Annotated in this window: 14 protein-coding genes and 1 pseudogene; 10 read left to right on the top strand and 5 right to left on the bottom strand. The window is 41.3% G+C overall.

Annotated features, from left to right (window positions below):
- Nucleotides 1-42 precede the first annotated feature (42 nt).
- The 9 genes and pseudogenes from rpe (at nt 43) to M3221_RS20320 (ending at nt 10,840) form a co-directional block, all read left to right on the top strand.
- The gene (gene rpe, locus M3221_RS20360; RefSeq protein WP_251273522.1) at nt 43-732 is read left to right on the top strand and encodes a ribulose-phosphate 3-epimerase; all 690 of its coding nucleotides are present in this window, start codon (nt 43-45) and stop codon (nt 730-732) included.
- On the top strand, nt 729-1,679 hold the full coding sequence (gene rbsK, locus M3221_RS20355; RefSeq protein ID WP_251273521.1) for a ribokinase: 951 nt from the start codon (nt 729-731) through the stop codon (nt 1,677-1,679). Before rpe ends, rbsK begins: the two co-directional genes overlap by 4 nt.
- 36 nt (nt 1,680-1,715) lie before the next feature.
- Nucleotides 1,716-3,251, top strand: a complete 1,536-nt coding sequence (locus tag M3221_RS20350; protein ID WP_251273520.1) for a sugar ABC transporter ATP-binding protein — start codon at nt 1,716-1,718, stop codon at nt 3,249-3,251.
- On the top strand, nt 3,248-4,231 hold the full coding sequence (locus M3221_RS20345) for an ABC transporter permease (RefSeq protein ID WP_251273519.1): 984 nt from the start codon (nt 3,248-3,250) through the stop codon (nt 4,229-4,231). Before M3221_RS20350 ends, M3221_RS20345 begins: the two co-directional genes overlap by 4 nt.
- 15 nt (nt 4,232-4,246) lie before the next feature.
- Nucleotides 4,247-5,212 (top strand): ABC transporter permease, encoded by a 966-nt coding sequence (locus M3221_RS20340; protein ID WP_251273518.1) that lies wholly within the window; start codon nt 4,247-4,249, stop codon nt 5,210-5,212.
- A 72-nt stretch (nt 5,213-5,284) separates the two neighbouring features.
- Nucleotides 5,285-6,325, top strand: a complete 1,041-nt coding sequence (locus tag M3221_RS20335) for an autoinducer 2 ABC transporter substrate-binding protein (RefSeq protein WP_251273517.1) — start codon at nt 5,285-5,287, stop codon at nt 6,323-6,325.
- Between the two features lie 87 nt (nt 6,326-6,412).
- Nucleotides 6,413-8,076: pseudogene (locus M3221_RS20330) on the top strand (ribulokinase).
- On the top strand, nt 8,073-9,542 hold the full coding sequence (gene rhaB, locus M3221_RS20325; RefSeq protein ID WP_251273516.1) for a rhamnulokinase: 1,470 nt from the start codon (nt 8,073-8,075) through the stop codon (nt 9,540-9,542). Before M3221_RS20330 ends, rhaB begins: the two are co-directional and overlap by 4 nt.
- Entirely contained in the window at nt 9,542-10,840 is a 1,299-nt protein-coding gene (locus tag M3221_RS20320) for a class II aldolase/adducin family protein (protein ID WP_251273515.1), read from the top strand. Before rhaB ends, M3221_RS20320 begins: the two co-directional genes overlap by 1 nt.
- Nucleotides 10,841-10,942: 102 nt before the next feature.
- Here M3221_RS20320 and M3221_RS20315 read toward each other — a convergent pair whose 3' ends face one another.
- From M3221_RS20315 to M3221_RS20295, 5 genes are all read right to left on the bottom strand, one after another.
- On the bottom strand, nt 10,943-12,499 hold the full coding sequence (locus M3221_RS20315) for a glycoside hydrolase family 32 protein (RefSeq protein ID WP_251273514.1): 1,557 nt from the start codon (nt 12,497-12,499) through the stop codon (nt 10,943-10,945).
- 100 nt (nt 12,500-12,599) lie between these two features.
- Nucleotides 12,600-14,066 carry a glycoside hydrolase family 68 protein gene (locus M3221_RS20310; RefSeq protein ID WP_251273513.1) on the bottom strand — a complete coding sequence of 489 codons (1,467 nt, stop codon included), beginning with the start codon at nt 14,064-14,066 and terminating at the stop codon, nt 12,600-12,602.
- Between the two features lie 256 nt (nt 14,067-14,322).
- Nucleotides 14,323-15,600, bottom strand: a complete 1,278-nt coding sequence (locus M3221_RS20305; RefSeq protein WP_251273512.1) for an ABC transporter substrate-binding protein — start codon at nt 15,598-15,600, stop codon at nt 14,323-14,325.
- 19 nt (nt 15,601-15,619) lie between these two features.
- Nucleotides 15,620-16,810, bottom strand: coding sequence for a response regulator transcription factor (locus tag M3221_RS20300; RefSeq protein ID WP_251273511.1), 1,191 nt, complete (start codon nt 16,808-16,810; stop codon nt 15,620-15,622).
- 50 nt (nt 16,811-16,860) lie between these two features.
- On the bottom strand, nt 16,861-18,639 hold the full coding sequence (locus M3221_RS20295) for a cache domain-containing sensor histidine kinase (RefSeq protein ID WP_251273510.1): 1,779 nt from the start codon (nt 18,637-18,639) through the stop codon (nt 16,861-16,863).
- A gap of 237 nt (nt 18,640-18,876) precedes the next feature.
- Between M3221_RS20295 and M3221_RS20290 the strand changes: the two genes are divergently transcribed.
- Complete coding sequence (locus tag M3221_RS20290; RefSeq protein WP_251273509.1) at nt 18,877-20,139, top strand: glycoside hydrolase family 18 protein; 1,263 nt, start codon at nt 18,877-18,879, stop codon at nt 20,137-20,139.
- Nucleotides 20,140-20,361 lie beyond the last annotated feature (222 nt).

Raw genomic sequence — 20,361 nt, 5'->3', positions numbered from 1 at the left:
CATTGATTGAAAAATTAGGTATGGATATGGGGGATTATGATTATGACATCAATTGGGCCATCACTTATGTGTGCGGACATGGGAAACTTAAAAAGCACTGTCAGAGAACTAGATCAGGCAGGAGTTGATTTTTTTCACTTGGATATAATGGACGGCTTATTTGTTCCAAATTTTACAATGGGACCAGATTTAATTAAACAAATCAGGCCGTTCACAGATAAGCCATTTGATGTTCACTTAATGGTCATGAAACCAGAAGACCATATTGATCTTTTTATTGAAGCAGGAGCTGATATGATTTCCGTTCATGCAGAAGCAGCTACTCATTTGCAAAGGATATTGCAGAACTTGAGAAACAAAGGAATAAAAGCAGGAGTGGCCTTGAATCCTTCAACGCCGATTGAAGAACTTGAATATGTATTAGATGTTGTAGACTATGTAACAGTCATGACAGTGAATCCAGGCTTTGCTGGACAGAAATTTATTCCGCTTATGTACAAAAAAATTCAAAGGCTACGTGAGTTAATTGATAAAGAAGGATACAACATCCAAATCCAAGTGGATGGTAATATCGGATTTCATACTATACCTGAAGTTGTAAAAAACGGAGCAGATATGCTTGTATGCGGAACATCTTGCTTATTTAAAAAAGAGCTTTCTTTAAAAGAAGCTGTTCAGCAGCTTAACATTTTTCTTGAACAAACAAACCCACAAAAAGAGGGAATGATATGAAGTCAATCGTTGTGGTAGGAAGCATTAATATGGACATTGTCGCAACAACGGATCAATACCCTGTTCACGGAGATACCGTTTTTGGTCACAGCATGCAAATGTTTAGTGGCGGGAAAGGAGCAAATCAAGCAACAGCCTGTGCAAAGCTTGGCAAACAGGTTCAGTTAATCGGAGCGGTTGGCCGTGATGCATTTGGACAGGAAGTGATTCGAACATTGACAGAGAATAATGTAGATATTTCGTTGCTGACATACACGGAGAGTCAAGCGACTGGATGTGCTCTGGTTACCATTGACAAAACTGCCGAAAATACAATGCTCGTTATCAAGGGAGCCAATGATGAGCTGAGAGAAGAAGACATCATTGAAAAATTTAAGGATGTCGAAGCAGGAAGCGTGCTTCTTATTCAAATGGAAATTCCATCTAAAACGATTCTTCAAGCCGTAAAGCTGGCAAAAGAAAAAGAAATGTTTGTGATTCTCGATCCAGCACCAGCTGCAGGTGTAACAATAGAAGCTCTTCAGTATGCAGACGTCATTACACCAAATGCCCAGGAAACTTATGAGCTGACGGGAATCAAAATTGACTCAATAGAAAGCGCATACAAAGCAGGGGTGTATTTTGATCATCAGTTGGGTGTTTCAAACAGCATCATCAAGCTGGGAAGCAAAGGAGCGCTGGTTTATCAAAAAGGAAAAACATTCTTTGTAGATCCTATTCCCGTCCAAGCAGTTGATACAGTAGGAGCTGGAGACTCATTCGCAGGTGCATTAGCTTGTGCTGTGGCAGAAGGAGAAGCGCTGGAATCAGCAGCTCAGTTTGCGGCCGTTGTAGCAGCTATGAAAGTAACAAAACCGGGAGCACAAAAAGGCCTTCCGACATTGGAAGAAGTAACAGCTTTTTGCCAGGAACGCGGACTAAATGGTTATCGAACCCAGCTTCAATAAAAAACTTTCCTATATTTAGTTAAAGAGGTGAAAGCAGTGAAAGACTATTTACTTCAAATGAAAAGTGTAAGTAAGACATTTCCAGGCGTCAAAGCATTGGATAATGTAATGCTTGAAGTTAAAAAAGGAGAAGTACATGCACTAATTGGAGAAAACGGTGCTGGAAAATCAACTTTAATTAAAATTTTAGCTGGCATTTACAAGCCGGATCCGGGTGCAGCATTTTACTTTGAAGGAAAAGAAGCTGAAATTCAAAAACCAATTGATGCAACTTTAAAAGGTATTTCAATCATTTACCAGGATTTGAGCTTATTTCCGAATTTATCCGTAGCGGAAAATATTTATATCGGACGGGACAGCGATAAAAAACCTTGGAAAAAAATAAATTGGAGTGAAATGGAAGAAAAAGCAAAAAAAGCGCTGAAAGAGCTAGGGGTTGAAATAGATGTCCACACACCGGTTGAGAAATTAAGCATAGCCCAGCAGCAGCTTATTGAAATTGCTAGAGCATTGGCTTTTGATTCAAAACTTATCGTTATGGACGAACCGACTTCTTCTTTATCCTCAGGTGAAGTAGAAAAACTATATAAAGTAATTGATGATCTGAAAAATCGAGGCATTTCTATTATTTTTGTTAGTCACAAATTAAAAGAACTTTTCACTGTTTCGGATCGTTTTACGGTTTTGCGAGATGGAAAATATGTAGGCAGTTACGATACAGAAGAATTAAACGAAGATAAACTTATTCAGCTGATGGTAGGGCGTCAGGTTCTTTACGAGAAAAATAAAGAAAAAGTCAAGACAGGCAAAACGCTGCTGGAAGTAAAGGGGTTGTCTAAAGAAGGAAACTTTAAAGATATTACGTTTGAACTAAAAGAGGGAGAAGTTCTTGGAATTACCGGTTTGGTTGGATCAGGGAGAACAGAACTGGCCCAAGCAATCTTTGGGGTGAATCGTCCTTATAAAGGAGAGCTGAAAATAAATGGAGAGACAGTTGTCGTTAAATCTTCTGAAGATGCGGTAAAAAAGGGGATTGCTTATGTTCCGGAAAGTCGAAAAACGCAAGGGCTTGTTCTTCGACAGTCCATTATTAATAATATTTCGCTTCCTGTTTTAAAACAGCTTCGCAATAAATTTAAATTAATTGATCGGAAAAAAGAAGTCCAGTTAGCCAATCATTATGTTAAAACACTCGATGTCCGTCCTGCGCTACCGAACCGCGCAGCAGGAGATTTATCCGGTGGTAATCAACAAAAGGTAGTTATCGGAAAATGGCTTTCAACAAAGCCTAAAATTTTAATTATTGATGAACCAACCAATGGAATTGATATTGGTGCAAAATCTGAAATTCATAAGCTGATGAGAAAACTGGCTGCAGAAGGGATGGGGATTATTGTGATTTCATCCGAACTGCCAGAAGTTCTTGCTGTAAGCGACCGGATTTTAATTATGAGACATGGAAGAATAGCAGGAGAAGTCGGTATCGAAGAAGCCACACAAGAAAATATTATGAACTACGCACTGCTTGGTCCTAAAGCAGAAGAGCTCTATGAAGAGGAGGCTCCGGCATGAATGGTATTTTAAAGTCAAAAGAAGTCAGTATTGCCATGATTGTCATTTTGCTCAGTATTGTACTTGCATTTATCAGTCCTGTTTTTCTTACAGCAGACAACTTACTGGATGTGATTAAAGGAAATGCTGTTCTCGGCATATTGGCTATCGGAATGACAATGGTCATTATCACCGGTGGGATTGATGTGTCGGTTGCAGCTGTCACAAGCGCGGTATGTGTGATTTTAGGGAAAATAATGGTTATGATGCCAGATAGCCCGGTCTCCATTCTTCTATTATTTTTAATTGGACCATTGCTTGGCATTATACTGGGTGCGATAAATGGAGTTTTAGTAGCAAAAATTCAAATTCCAGCGATTGTAGTAACACTCGGTATGATGAGTATCATCAATGGTTTAGTTTTATACATTACCAATGGGCAGTACTTAAACAGCAGCAGCTTTCCAAGTGTTTTCTTGAAATTTTCAAGCTTTGAGGTTTTTGGAATTTCAATTGTTATTCTTATGTTTATTGCGGTAGCGTTATTGACTTGGTATTTGCTGAAATACACATTAATTGGGCGGGAAGTAATGGCGATTGGTGGAAATAAGGATTCTGCTGTCCGCGTAGGAATTAACTTTGATAAAGTCCAAATTTTCGTTTTTTCTTATATGGGGTTTTTAGCAGGAATTGCTGCCATTGCCCAAACTGCATACACAAAAGCCGTTGATCCTAATGGAATGCTTGGTCTTGAATTAATGGTTATTGCAGCCGTTGTTTTGGGAGGAGCCAATATTATGGGAGGAAGAGGCACGGTAATGGGAACGATTTTAGGTGTTCTACTTCTCGGTATTGTACAAAATGGACTGATTCTGGCGAGAATTGATACATTCTGGCAAAAAGTGTTTACTGGAATCATTATTTTGTTAGCGGTTTCTTATGATCATATTCAATACAAACGCTCTCAAGAGAAGCTGTCAAAAATCGAAGTAGAAGCATAAGAAAGAGGTGAAAAAATGAAAAAGATATCACTGACTAAAGAAAATATACTAGGCCTCATTGCCATTGCCTTATTTATTTTAATGAGTGTCACAGTTCCTGAATTTACGTCTTCTAACAACTTAAATAACATGATGTTTCAGCTTCCTGAGTTTGGATTAATTGCACTTGCAATGATGGTGGTCATTGTAACAGGCGGGATTGATTTATCCATCACCTATACGGCAGCCCTATCAGGGGTGGCGATTGCAACGATGTCGAGCAACGGATATCCAATGATTGTTGCTATTTTAGCAGGTGTAGTAGTCGGTCTTTTGTGCGGATCTCTCAATGGATTTATTATTTCAAAAATCGGGGTGTCACCAATCCTCGTAACACTAGGCACAATGGTTTTATTTGAAGGCATTATATTAAGCATTACAAAAGGAAACTCGATTTCTGGGTTTAGTGAAGCTTACAGTTTAATTGGAAATGGATACTATATGGGAATTGTTCCGTTATCGATGATTATCTTTATTATTTTCGCCGTTGTTACCGGTATTTTATTAACGAAGACAGGATGGGGAAAAAGCGTTTATATGGTTGGAAGCAACCCAATCGCTTCACTGTTTTCAGGCGTGAACAACAGCCGGGTTTTAATGAAAGTGTATTTATACGCGGCTTTGCTGGCGACGATTGCTTCAATTATCATGACCTCTCGTTACAATACAGTAAAAGTAGATTTGGGTTCATCCTATCTTCTGCAAAGTGTAGCAGCAGCTGTTCTCGGAGGAACTGAAATTCAAGGAGGCTATGGAAAAGTCATGGGTACTATATATGCAGTGATTATTTTCCAAATGTTGTCCAGTGGATTAAATCTTCTTGGAGTTCCTCGTTCAATAGTAACCGTAATGATGGGGGTTATTTTAGTAGGAGTGCTCGTCATTAACTTTGTGAAATCAAAGCTGGACGAAAAAAAACAAAAACAATTATCAGCTGCATAACAACAAAAGGATTTACCTGAATAAGTCAGATCAAATAAAGCGTACTACTAACTTCAGAAAGGGAGATGGACGATGAAAAAAGTTACAGGGTTGTTTGCAACTGCTATTTTAGCAGGAGGGTTATTGGCAGGATGCGTATCAGAGGAAGGTGCTGCTGGAAATAAAAGTACGAAAAGCAACAGTGGCGGCGGTGATGACGGGGAAGTAAAAATTGCTGTAGTACCAAAGCTGATTGGTATCCCATACTTTAATGCATCAGAAGCTGGTGCTATTCAAGCAGGAAAAGATCTTGGCGTTGAAGTGGTTTACACAGGACCGACTGAGCCGGATGCTGCACAGCAGGTAAAGGTTATTGAGGACTTAATTAGCCAAAATGTAGACGTTCTTGCGGTCGCTCCAAATGATGCGGCTTCCCTTTCACCGGTCCTTAAAAAAGCAAAAGACCAGGGAATCATTGTAATGGACTGGGATACGCCGGCGGATCAGTCCTTGGTTGAGCTATCTGTTCACCAAATTGATGACGAGGCATACGGTCGACACATTGCTCAATCACTTGTTGAACAAATGGGTACTGAAGAAGGCCAGATTGCTATTTTAACAGGTGGATTGTCGGCAGCAAACTTAAACACGTGGATTGATGCAGCCAAGAAAGAACTCGAAGAAAACTATCCTGGCATCGAACTCGTTACAGATAAAATTGCAACTGATGAAAAACAGCAAGTTGCTTATCAAAAAACATTGGATTTGATTAAATCTAATCCGGATTTAAAAGGTATTATGGCATTTTCAACACCAGCACCACTTGGCGCAGCTCAGGCGATTCAAGAAAAAGGACTTCAAGATAAAATTGCGGTTGTTGGTACGGCGCTGCCGAAAGATTCTTCTCCTTATCTAGAAGATGGAGCATTGGATGTGGCCATTCTTTGGGAGCCAGATAAGCTAGGTTACTTAACAGTGGCTCTTGCAAAAGATTTGGTTGAAGGTGAAAAACCAGAAAACGGGCAAAACGTTGAAGGTGTAGGTGAAATCGAACTTTGGGAAGATGGTAAAACAGTTATCATGGGTCCTCCAACAGACTTCACAAAAGAAAACGCAGCAGATTATGATTTTTAATCTAATGTAACTATAACTTGACCCCTCTCCCGCTAACGTTTACTCGTGAGAGGGGTTTTACTTTATAGAAAAAAGGAGGTTGTAAATGTGGCTAAGTATACGATCGGTATCGATTATGGGACAGAATCAGGGAGAGTAGTGCTTGTAAACGTAGAAAACGGAAGTGAAGCAGCGGCTCATGTCACACCTTATCACCACGGAGTAATCGACGAATCACTTCCTGATGGAGTAAAACTTGAAAAGGATTGGGCGCTTCAACATCCCCGAGATTATTTGGATGTATTATTTAAATCTGTTCCAAAAGTAATGAAGGAAAGTGGGATCAATAAAGAAGATGTGATTGGAATTGGCATTGATTTTACGTCGTGCACCCTCTTACCTGTTGATGAAGAAGGGGAGCCGTTGTGCTTTCAGGAAAAATGGAAAAAGCATCCTCATAGCTGGGTAAAACTCTGGAAACACCATGCCGCTCAAAAAGAAGCAGATGATTTCACACGGATTGCTCAGGAAAGAAACGAACCAATCCTGCAGCAATATGGAGGGAAATTTTCGTCAGAATGGTTGTTCCCAAAAATGTTACAGGTTTTACGGGAAGATCCTTCTATTTATGAAGCTACTGATTTGTTTATTGAAGCAGGGGACTGGATTACAATGCAGCTTACCGGCCGGTTGGTTAGAAGTAGTAACCTCAGCGGTTACAAAGCTTTTTGGAACGATGGAGAAGGATATCCTTCTGCTTCTTTCTTAAAATCAGTAGATGAAAGATTAGAGACAGTCGTTGAGACAAAATTACGCGGAGAAATAAAAAATGTAGCAGAATGTGCAGGCGTTTTAACAAAAGAGATGGCTGCTAGGCTGAGATTAAATCCGGGAATAGCGATTTCTGTTTGTATCATTGACGCACACGCAGGAGTACCCGCGGTAGGAGCAGTGAATGCTGGGCAATTTGTGATGACGATGGGGACATCAACCTGTCATATGCTCATTGCAGAAAAAAAGCAAGTGTTAGAAGGGATTTGCGGAGTAGTAGAAGACGGTATTGTACCGGGTGCCGTGAGTTATGAGACCGGACAAGCGGCGGTGGGAGACGCTTTTGCCTGGTATATCAATGAATGTGTTCCTGAGCAGGCTAAAAAAGAAGCTTATCTTAAAGGTATGAATATCCACGATTACCTAGAGCAAAAAGCAGCACTTTTAATCCTGGAGAATCCGGGCTGATTGCACTCGATTGGTGGAACGGAAATAGATCTGTTCTCATGGATGGTCATTTATCAGGGGCTATCATTGGTTTAAATCTAGCGACAAAGCCAGAAGAGATATACCGGGCATTACTTGAATCAACTGCTTTTGGAACAAGGAAAATTATCGAATCTTTTGAGAATGAAAATATAGAGATTAAGGATATTTTTGCATGTGGCGGGCTGCCAAAGAAAAATAAGCTGCTTATGCAAATTTATGCTGATGTATTAAAACGCGATATAAAGGTAACAGATGCGGAGCAAGTTATTGCCCTCGGCTCGGCTATTTACGCTGCCGTAGCAGCAGGAAGAAAACAGGGTGGATATGACTCTCTGGAGGAAGCCGCATCTTATATGGCAAAAACGTCAGGAACAATGATCAGTCCTTCAGAGGAAAACAGTGTTATTTACGAAAAGCTTTATCAATATTATTTGCAAGTACACGATTTTTTTGGGCGAAGCGAGCGAAATGTCATGCATGGATTGAAAGCATTAAGGAGGAAGGGAGAATGATCCATATTGCCGTAGATATTGGTGCTTCAAGCGGGCGCCTTGTAGTCGGAGATATTAAAAATGAAAAACTGGAGATCAAGGAAATACATCGATTTGCAAATGGCTTTATAAAAAAAGATGGAATGTGTTTTTGGGATATTGAACACTTGCTCAACGAAATTTTAAAAGGGTTAGAGCAAGCCAAAAATCTTGGCTGCGAAGTTTGTACGCTTGGAATCGATACGTGGGCAACGGATTATGTGCTGGTAGATGAAAACGGAAACCGTTTCCAGGAAGTGATCTCTTATCGCGATAAGCGAACAGAAGAAACGATTGAGAAAGTTGCGGCTCATTTACCACAAAAAATCATTTATGAAAAAACGGGAATACAGTTTTTGTCGTTTAATACCTTGTATCAATTGTATGAAGAAACTCCCGAAAACCTTTCAAAAACAAAGTTTATTATGACAGTACCTGATTATTTAGGATTTTGTTTAACCGGAATTCCGGTAACGGAGATAACCAATGCTTCGGCAACACAGCTGTTAAACATTCATACAGGGGATTTTGATGAAGACTTGCTGGTGCTGCTGGGCATTTCAAGAAACCAATTTCCACCGCTTACTTATCCCGGAAGAAACCTTGGTCATTTGCTGCATGAAAGGTTTCCTTCTTTTGATTTGCCGATCACAAAAATTATTACAGTAGCATCTCACGATACAGCTTCAGCCATTGCAGGTTCACCTGGACAAGGGAACAACTGGGCATATGTGAGCAGTGGAACCTGGTCTTTGATTGGTGTTGAAAATGAACATCCTGTTATTACAGATCTGACAAGAGAAAATAATTATACAAATGAGTGGGGTGCGTTTGGAACCTATCGGTTTTTAAAAAACATCATGGGAATGTGGATTATTCAGGAAGTCAGAAAACATCTGCCACAAGATTTTAATTTTGAGCAGCTTGTGATTGAAGCAAGAAAAGAAAAAAATGGTGAACAGTTTGTTGATTTTAATGAAGATCGGTTCTTAAATCCTGAAAATATGATTGAAGAAATCCAACAATATTGCAGAGAAACAAACCAGAAAGTTCCGCAGACAGCAGGGGAGCTGGCCAATTGTATTTTTACAAGCCTGGCAGTGATTTATGCAGCTTCTATTGAACAAGTTGAAGAAATGAATGGAAGAGAGATTGAAGAGATTTATATTGTCGGTGGGGGAGCACAAAATGACTTGATAAACGAGCTGACCGCACAAGTAAGCGGAAAAACGGTTTATGCTGGACCTTTTGAGGCAACAGCTATTGGAAATTTGCTGATTCAATTAATTGCCGAAAAAGAGGTCAAGGATTTACAAGCAGGGCGCCAGTTAATACGGCATTCATTTAACATTAAAAAGTATCGGCCAGTCAATCAAAAAGATACGGCTTTGTTGAAGAAATTTAAAGAAATCGCTTCTAGGAGAGAAATATTGAAAGGGATGAGCTAATGAAGACTAATATACACCCAGCTGAACAAATTGTAAGTATTATGGAACGGATTTATAAATATGAGATGACGACGATATCCGGTGGAAATCTTTCTTTAATTGATGAAAATGGTGATATGTGGATCACTCCTTCGGGTGTGGACAAAGGAAACCTAACAGTGCGTGATATTATGCGTTTAAAAAAAGATGGAACCGCTGAAGGCATTCACACTCCTTCCGTTGAATTGCCTTTTCATCAGGGGATTTATGAAGTGAGGCCGGATATTAAAGCAATTGTTCATGCACACCCGCCGGCACTTGTTTCCTTTAGCATGGCACGCAAAAAGCCGAATGCAAAGCTATTCATGAATACGTATAAGCACATTGCCGGCTCAATGGAAATCGCCGCTTATGCTATTCCGGGAAGCGAGGCGCTAAAAAACAACATTGCTTCTCAATTTGCTAAAGGTGGAAGTGCTGTGATTATGGAAAACCATGGGTTAGTGGTGGGCGGAACAAATCTTTTCGAAGCCTTTCATTTATTTGAAATGCTTGAATATCTAGCACGTATTGAAATAAACGCAAATACTATTGGTAAAACATTTGAACTAACAGAAGAGCAGCTGAAAAAAGTAAACGACAGCGGGGCAAAGCAGCTGCCAGTACAAGAGAAGCATAGCCAAACGGAAGAGGAAGCACAAGCTCGGGCTGCTATTGTTCAATTTTTAAAGCGCCTTTACGACCGAAAACTCATTACAAGCAAAATGGGGAGTTTATCGGTTAAACTTTCAGATGGTTCAATCTTAGTTACCCCAGCTCATACCGATCGAAAGTTAATTTCTACTCAAGACATTGTTCATCTAAAAGAGGGAAAATGTGAAGCATTAAAAGAGCCCTGTGAATTCTATGAACTACACGAAAAAATGTATAAAGAGCACCCTGAAATCTCCTCCGCAGCTGTTGTAGCACCGCCATACTTAATGGCATATGCCATTACAGAAGCCCGTTACAATACCCATATTATTCCGGAAGCTTATGTTGTGTTAAGAGATATTGGTAAAGTTCCGTTTGATACAGGAAGCGATCATTATAAAGCTGTCGCGAAAAAGATTGCAGATAATAACCCTGTCCTGTTAGTGGAAAACGGTTATGCGGTAGTAACCGGGGGAAATTTATTAAAAGTGTTTGACCGGATCGAAGTGGCAGAGTACAGCGCTAAAGCACTTGTCCAGGCAAAGCATGTAGGAGAGGTTATTAATATTAGGGAGGAAGATATTGACGCAATCATTCAAGGTTTTAAATTATCAGCTAAGTCCTAATACAGAAAAAAGACACTCTTTCAAAAGCGAAAGGGTGTCTTTTTGTGTGAAATGAAAAAAGTAAAGCAGTTATTTTTTGCAACTTATAAGGGTTTTGATGAATCAATTGAGGTGCTGAATTTTTACATGTTTAAAAACAGCTTTACCGCCTTCAGAGAAAAGGGTAATGCCTTTATCGGTAAGAGGGGGAAAGATTAAGCTCGAATGAGCCACTTTTCCGTCATCGATAAATACCTCAATACTTGTTTTATCAACAAGTACTTTTACATGTACCTGCTTTTTGCCCGTATCAAATGGTGCCTTGCTTTCAAGAGAGTGATTCGTTTTATCAGGATGTCCCGTAAAGCCGCGGTTCACGTAAGAGTAACCGCCAGCAGTGAAAATACCTACATCCACATGGCGGGTTCGGTCCGCTGATTCCCGCAGCCGTAGGCCTGTATTTTGAAGGTCCGACCAGGAAATGTCGGTTTCCAATTGATACACATCACCGGATACAGGAAGGGTTTTAGTACCATCGACTTCAATTTGTTCATAATAATCGGTGGAAGCAGTCAATTCATTTAATGCTTCAATTGGCTGTGAAGCCAGATAATATTGATGATCCCCTGCATGCTTTAACGTAAGGTCACGGACAATTGAGTCCATTCCATTAAAGCCTTCCTGCAGGGTCGGCGTATTATGGGCATAATCCCAATTATTCATCCAGGCGAGTGCATAACGTTTTGTCAGCTTATCGCTTTCCGTGCCACTTTCAAATGTGACCCCTCCATACCAATCAAAACCATAATCAAGCCACTGAGGTTCATTATGATCGGGGGAAAATTCTTTTCCGTCAAAAGTTCCTATCCAGTAAGCATATGTGTTGGGCTTGCCGGCTGTCTTTCCATTTGCACTGGCTCCGAGCACCCATTTAACGGTCCCATCATCTGCACGCATCATGTATAAATCAGGGCATTCTATAAGGCCGATATCCTTCGTGAAAAAGCCGCTCGTGTACTGCCAGTTCTTTAAGTCGGCGGATTCATAAAAACCGATTTTCGTTCCTTCCGCCATTACCATCATCCATTTATGGTGCTCGTCATCCCAGATGATTTTTGGGTCCCTGAAATCTTTTGTACCCGGATTGGACATAATCAGCTTGTCACTGTAAGAGGTGAACGTTTTTCCATGATCGGTGCTGTACCATAAAAATTGCTCCTGCTTTCCACCGTTCTTAGAAGGCTGTGTAACAATCGCTACAAAGGCGTTCTGGCCGAAGCCGGCGGTATTGTTTTTATCTACGACAACAGAGCCTGACCACGGGTCGCCATTCTTATTTGTGTATTTCGGAATGGCGATGCCTTCATCATGCCAATGCACCAGATCTTCTGAAGTGGCATGGCGCCATTCGGTCCCATTTCCACTCGGGTAATCCTTGTTGTAAAGGTAGTAGTAATGATATTTTCCGTTAAAATAAACAGGCCGCTGCGGGTCATTCTTCCACTTGTCAGGGGCGGTAAAATGGTAGTCTGCCCGGTACGACGGTGCTTTTTGCTCTTCTGTTGTGGGCTTTTCTGTTGAGGAAGAAACGAGATATACTGACAGTCCGCTTGTACATACAACAAGAAGGAGCAGGTAGATCCAAACAGGGGGCTTTTTTTGCCAAAAATGTTTACTCATTTACACTCACCACACTTTTTCTTAAATAAAAAAAGAAAATGCCAAATGAACTGACATTTTCTTTTTCGTAAATCTTATAAAGCATTGTAAACAGGCTGTTTTACTCGTTAATCGTAAGCTGGCCTTGTTCAAGAATGCCATTTTCTACAACTGATGTTTTTGGTCCTTCGATATCAAGTTGGAAGCTTGGTGCAAAAGTAGACTTATGGTCTTCAAAGAAGCCTCTGTTTGTCATGTAGCTTGTCACAACAAAGTTGTCGCTGTTCTTTTGCGGAATAATGTAGTGCGCATATGTCCATGTAATATCACGAGGGTTTAAGTCCTGATGCAATACAATACCTGTTTTATTTAACGGCTTGTATGGTCCGTCAATAGAATCTGCTACATAGCCAAGCATGTAAATGTCTTCGTTATCAATGCCGTCAATCGTCATTTTAGAACCGCGTGTACTCGTAAACAGGTACCATTTGCCGTCTTTCTTAAAAATGTTTGGACGTTCAATTTCATCTGTGACAGTGTTAGATACAATCAAAGGCTTCATTTCTTTTTTCATTGTATAATCGTCATTGATTTCAATGATACCGATGGCGCCGTTTGCAAGCTCAGCCACGTCCTTTTTAGGGCTTTGCAGAAGCTTTGCTTTTTCTTCCTGGAAGAATCGCTCGCTGCCGCCATAATAAGCTTTGTTATATAGAGATTTCTCTCCCTGGTAGCCGTACTCCGTTCCTGTGTTTGCTTCAAATACAAGGTATTTATGTCCGTTATCTTCCACATAGTGAGGATCGCGCATCGTATGGTTATCTGCAAAGTTTCCTTCACCGAATGCCTTTGAAACGGTTTGGTACGTTTTGCTGTCTCCGCCTTCATAAATAGATTTATAATCTTCTACACCATCAATTTTCAGCGTGCCAGCTGTTTCTTCAGACACGTTCACTTGAGCAGTTGTCAGCGTTTGTTTGCCGTAATGACCGGATTCAGGTGTAAATGGCTCGCGGTTTGTATAGAACAAGCGGACTTTCCCATCCTCTGTGAACGTTGCAGAACCAGACCATTCTTCTGCCTGATATTTTAAATATGGATCGTTTGGCTTAAACTTATCGTCGTTTTTAAATACTCTTCCTGCATTTTTCCATGCATCAATTGAGTTTTCATTTGCTTTTTTATAGAACATGTAAATGAATGTGTCGCTGCCGTTTTTCGGATCTCCAGCGAGTCCAAACACGATATGGTAGCCGTTATATTCTGCTACGGTTCCATCCGCGTTCTGCAATGGCCATGTATCCCATACATCTAAATCCATTAAGTTGCCGTTCTCGTCCACTTTTTGGGCAGCGGGGATATTTTTTATTGTTGATGCGTCAAACTGAGGTACTGTATACTTGGCATCGCCATGCTGCTTGATCATATCCAGCATGTCAGAGCGGGTAATTTGGGAAGTGCCGTACGTTTCCTTATGATCGAGCGTGTCTTTTGGCGCGGCAAATGCCTGCGGGCTGATTCCTCCTAATAAAATACCAGCACTAAGCGATACAACGCTGGCTTTTGCGGCAAGCTTGTGAAATTTCATTTTTCTTCCTCCTGTACGTTTTGATAAAGGGGCACCGCTGGGGTGACAAGCAGCGGTGCCGCCATGTATGTAATACAAGTAAAAGTATAAGAGAGTCCGGGTTTTCTGGATATGGCATAGATTGATCAGGATTTCGTCTTAAATTGATTTGGTACGGGAAAAAGGAAGCGTGAAAAAAACACCCCATCAAGATGGGGTGTAAGTAAAAAGTATGAGGTTAGCGACTTGAAAACAAAAAACGGATGTTTTAGTGAAATCAGCTGTTTGAAGCTTTTTCCCACGATTTTTGAAATTCATCAAGCAATTGTTTACGCGGCAGCTGCTTTCCAATATACAGCTGCATAGCCGCGCCGAATTCTTCTTTAATCCCGCTCGGAAAGTGAAACCAATTGGCGTGCAAGGTATCTCCTTCTTTGTAGGCGTAGATAGTTTCATCCGCTAGCGGTCCTAAATGATCCGCTTTAATATGTTTAAAGGCAGGAATAAATTTAAAGCGGTCGGTCATAAATATTTGGCCTTGTTTCGTGGACACCATCCAGTTTAAAAATTCTTTTGCTGCTTTTTTTTCTGCAGGGGACGATTGCTTATTGATCACCCAATAATTCGGCACACTGACCACTAACTTGCTTTTAGTGTGGTCATTCAGGGGGATGGGGAGAAAGCCAATATTCATATGCGGTGACTGCTGATCAATCATCGGCTGTATCCAGTTTCCCTGCTGAATCATGGCGGCTCTCCCGGAAGCAAATAAATTCACTTCCATGTTGTAATCCGTCGTTAAAGGATCGCGATTTCCATATTTTAAGGTGACATCCAAGAGATTGAGGAGATCATGAAATGCCGGGTTGTTTTGAATGGTTTCTTTCCCGTTATTCAGGCTTTGGATAAAAGCGGCCGGATCTTTCTGCTGGGCAAATGCTACGTTCATTAAGTGGTCGCCTAATTTCCACTCTTCATAATAGCCGGTTGCAAAAGGGGTAATACCGGCTTTTTGCAGCTTTTGGGCTGCTTCAGTTAAGTCCGTCAGTGTTGTTGGAACGGTGTCAATGCCTGCTTTTTGAAACAAATCTTTATTATAGATAAATCCGTAGCCTTCCAAATTCATCGGCATTCCATGTATTTTTCCGTCGAAGGTCATCGGTGTTAACGCTTCTTCATAAGCGTGCTTAACCCATGGCTCGTCAGAAAGGTCTTCCAAATAGTCCTGCCATTCTTTGGCTGTTTCATAACCGCTGTTGGTAAAAATATCGGGTCCTGTGCCTGCAGCTATTTCTGCTTTTAAATCTGAAAAGTCATCAACAGCGCCGCCTACTGTATGAATATCTATTTTGACATTGGGATGGCCCTTTTCATAAGCGATGGCCATTTGTTCAAACTGTGTAGAAATTTCTACTTTTGGATTTCGGATCGTTAACGTAATCCTGGGTTCATCCCTGTCTGTATGCACGCTTTCCTTTTGAGGAGCCGGCTGGCAGGCAGACAGGGACAAACTCAATAGTCCGGCTAAAAGGGCAGAAAGTGTTCTTTTTTTCATTTTATTACCCCGGTCCTCATTAAGATAAAGTGGATGTTTTTGTTTCATTTTGTGGTAATGCTTGACTGTTTCGATATTCAAAAGGGGTCATCCCTACGACCTTTTTAAACAGCTTGGAAAAATATTTCTCATCCTGGTAGCCCAGCATTAAAGAAATGGAATAAATACTTTCATCTGTATTCTGAAGCCAGCTTTTGGCTTGATCAATCCTTAATTTTGTCACGTATTTAGACAGAGGCATACCGGTTTCTTGTTTAAACTTCCTTGAAATATGCTCACGGCTGAAGAAAAAACGGCTTGAGAGTTTCTCTAAACTTAATTCTTCCATATAATACGTATCTACATAAGCAATAATATCTTTTATGCGGCGGGCTGCTTCTAAATCATCTAAGCGGTGGATCGTTCTAAAATGCTGCTCGTCCATTGATTTTTGCAGAGATTGAAACAATAAGGGTATCTCTTTAAATGCATCCAGAGGCTTGCTGACAAGGCGAACGGGCAGATCAAAATGCTGGCTGATCCACTCTTCCACAGCCAGCCAGCGGCCGCGTATGGTGAGCAAGACACATAGGGCAGCGTCGTTTTGAAGCGCAAATGCATTTCCCCACTGTTGTTTTGAGAGCTCCTCAGCGAGCGACTGAATATAAGGGGAAGGGTCATGCATGTGATAAAACGAAAGCAGTGTCATATCATATTCTTCTGCTGCTGGCAGAGAGGACTGAAGAAGCGCTATTTCTGAAACGTCACCTGCGCAAACGGACGTAACGAGCTGGTTCATTTGCAGTTTTTTGGCATCTTCAAACAAACCGTTTTCTTCGTACAGCCGTTTTTCTTCATCGCTTATCCAGGTCTCAACCGCTTTTTGAATCGCCTGGTTAAAAGCATCCGGTTCAATGGGCTTCAATAAATAGTCAAAGCTGTTGAATTGGATAGCTTTTCGCATAAACGAATAATCGTTGTACCCTGTTATAAAAATCACTTTGCCCGGATAGGAAATAGAATCAAGCCACTCGATTAATTCGATGCCGCTCATTCGGGGCATTTTAATATCGGTCAAAATGATCTCTGGTTTTTCTTTTTCAATCATGCTTCTGGCTTCATCACCATTGCAGGCCTCGATAAGCTGAGTGATACCGTATTGTTCCCAGTTTCCGAGATGGCGTATCACGTCACGCACATTAAATTCATCATCGGCAATTAAGGCTTTCACTGTCCTCATCCTCCTCATAAAAAAGAATTCAAGCGTTTTTTTATATTCATTTACTCCTCGGAAAGTGTTATTTCGGCCGGAATGCGTATGGCGACCGAGAATCCCCGGCTGTCTCTCGAATCGACTGTGAAGACGGCTTCCGTCCCGTAATGCAGTACTAATCGATCATGGATATTTTTTAAGCCAATATGATTGCCCGAATACATGTCGCTGCCAAGAGAAGCATAAATATGATGTCTTAATGCCTGAAGCTTCGTGTTCGTCAGACCAGGCCCATCATTTTCAACGCGGAGGTATAGGTCATCCCCTTGAATATCTCCGGAAATGGTTAAACGAGCGTCATAAAATCCTTCCTCATAGCAGTGCTTAAAGAAGTTTTCTACAAGAGGCTGAAGAGTCATGCTTGGCAATTTCTTATCCAGTGCTTGCTCACTGATCTGAATGGAATGATGTACATTGGGCCCAAACCGTTCCATTTGAAGAGTGAGGTAAGCGTTTATATAATTCATTTCATCCCGAAGTGAGACCCATTGATTGGCTTGAATGGAATAACGCATCATTTGAGACAAAGAAGTCAATAGCTGGTATACCTTCGGAGATTGGGAACGAAGCGCAACCGCCCCGATGGACTGCAGGGCATTAAATAAGAAATGCGGGTTGACCTGGGATTTCAATGCCCTGAACTCATTTTTTCTATTTTCAATTTCAAGCTTGTATTCACGGTCAATATGGCGATTAATGCGGTTCATCATATCTTTCATATGCGTTTCCAGATGACCAATTTCGTCTTTTCTGCCCGTATCAAAAGGAACGTCCATGTTTCCGCCTTCGATAGAGCGTACTTTCCGGCTGAGAAGCTGAATCGGGCGGGTAATCCGGTAAGAGATCAAGCCGATCATCAGCAGTCCTAACACGCCTACACCGATTCCGACCGCTATATTGATATAAGCGGTTTTTCGGGCGTCGTGAAACAAAGCGTGGCTCGGAATGATCTTCACTAATTTCCATTGATCCAGCGGTCCTGATAACGTTTTGGATAAGAGAATGTCCTTGTCTGTATCAGTACTGGTCTTCGTTAACCGCTTCTTTAAATTAGAAGAAACGGAAGTGCCGATCTGTTCTGGATCATTGGCATACACAATACGATCATGAGAATCAATCAGCAGTACAGAGGCGCCGTTTTCCTGAACCAGGTTATGAACGATGCGGGCATAAGCGGCTAAATCAATGTCCATTGTCATCATACCGAGAAATTCGTTTGAAGGAACGTCCACAATTTTATGGTGAACGGTCATGACCATCGTGTGGTCGGACTCCGGAATGATGGCCGCATTGTTATAATTTTGAATGGGATGCGGCGGCTCCATCACATATTTGGCATTAGATTGATAGAGCTGCTTGATCACATCTTGTTCCAAAAAACGAGGCTGCCGCTTACGTGTGCTGATCATCGCATTGTAAACCGTAAAGGATTCCTGATCTTTATCAATATAAAAGCGAAGCTGACGAATTTCCTTTCGCATCAAATAAAAGGTTTCGATGCTTTTTTCCATCGCCATAGAGTCAAAGTAAATCGAATCTTCAAACCCGTTTTCAAACATTCGAAGCAAGTCTGGATTACGGTATAAAATATAGGGCAGGTTCACAATATCTTCGGCGTATTGCTCCAGCTCTTCGGCATTTCTTTGAATTTGCTCCCGGCTGTTTTGAAGTTCCTGCCGCTCCACACTGTTTTTTGTATAGCCATAAATTAAAAAAACAGAGAGAAAATAAGGCAGAAGAATGAAGATAAGTAACAATAACAATAAGCGGCGTCGAATACTTTTCACAGAACGCGTTCCTTCCTATTTAAAACATGCTAAAACTATAACAAATCAATCTATAACGTCAATGCTACATAAGTAGGCGAACGATTGTAATTGAAAAAAGCCAATTTTATCTTTTTGCTTATAAAATAAGAGGAAAAACCTTTTTTTAAATAGGGGAGCGGCCCATAATACAAGTGAATAAGCGCTGTTTGCAGATCATATTTATGGAAAGGCGGAAATAGTGAATGGGGGAAAATTATGTTTATTCACGAGGTCCAATCCGGTGAATCTTTATTTCAAGTAAGCAGCAGATACAGAACGTCAGTTGATCAATTACGAATGGTCAATGGGCTGGTCGAAACTAATGTGGTGCCCGGGCAGGCACTTCTGATCCCTTTATACACTTATATTGTTCAGCCGGGAGACACGTTTTTTACCATTGCCAGAAAATCGTATGTAACTGTCGCACAGCTGCGAGCCGCTAATCCTTCAGTTGATCCGGATTCTCTGCAGGCTGGCACACGTATACAAATACCCGATATATCTAACTATTTAGCCACTACGTTAAGTTTTTATGTGGTCCGAAGTCCTGCTTTGGACCAGGCACTTATTACAGACTTTGCGGCATATGCTTCTATTATTTCGCTTTTTGAATACCATTTTGCGGCAAATGGGGATATCGTCAATGAGTTAAATGATGTAACAGCTGTTCAAACGACCTGGCAAAACCGTGTGACGCCCATTGTAACAGTTACCAATTTAACAGAGCAAGGCTTCAGTCCGGAGCTTGCTCATCAAGTATTAAACAATCCGGCTGCAAGAACAAACCTGATCAATAATATTTTCTCACTCGTTTCCAGAAAAGGATATGGCGGGGTCAATATTGATTTTGAACAGGTTCGGCAAGAGGACCGTGATCTTTTCACAGGCTTTCTTCGACAGCTGTCCGAACGATTGAAGCCGGCAGGGTTTGTTGTGACGGTAGCGGTCCCGGCTAAAACAAGCGAGGATATTCCATGGTTAAGAGGATACGATTACGGCGGAATTGGGGCTGTAGTGGACTACATGTTTATCATGGCTTATGACTGGCATCACGCCGGCAGCGAACCGGGCCCTGGAGCTCCCATTACCGAAGTAAGAAGAACGATTGAATTTGCGTCCAGCCGGCTTCCGCGAAGCAAGATTATTTTGGGCATGCCGCTGTATGGCTACGACTGGGTTGTTCCATACACGCCTGGCACAGCAGCACGGGCGATTTCCAATCAAGATGCCATTGCCACAGCGATGAGATATCAATCTCCTATTCAATATTCCAGAGAAAACGAAACGCCTTTTTTCCGATATAGGGATGAACAGGGCATTGCACATGAAGTATGGTTTGAAGATGTGAGAAGCATCAGCGCTAAAATGCTTGCTGTTCGTCAAAACGGCCTGCAGGGTCTTGGAGCCTGGCAGCTCACACTCGGTTTCCCGCAAGGTCCTTGGCTTTTAAGGAAATTCTTCAGGATCCGAAAAAGGTAAGGATTGGTACGCAAGCGAGCGGCTTTTCAACAAAGCCGCTTTATTTCCTAAAAGCCGGCTAAACGGCTGTAATAAAAGGGAAACCCAAGCATGACAAAAAGATTCACGAAAAAGGTGTGCAGTCCAGTCGTTTTTTCAAAGAAAAGAAGGCGCAAAAAGCTGCGCCTGTATCGAGCAAATCTTTAAGTATATGGAAGCAGAAGAACACCAGCCAGTTTTTTA

Source organism: Domibacillus indicus (genome assembly GCF_023715895.1).
Classification (GTDB): domain Bacteria; phylum Bacillota; class Bacilli; order Bacillales; family Domibacillaceae; genus Domibacillus; species Domibacillus indicus_A.
Note: the sequence above shows the minus strand (reverse complement) of the source record. Positions and strands in the feature narration are given on the sequence as shown.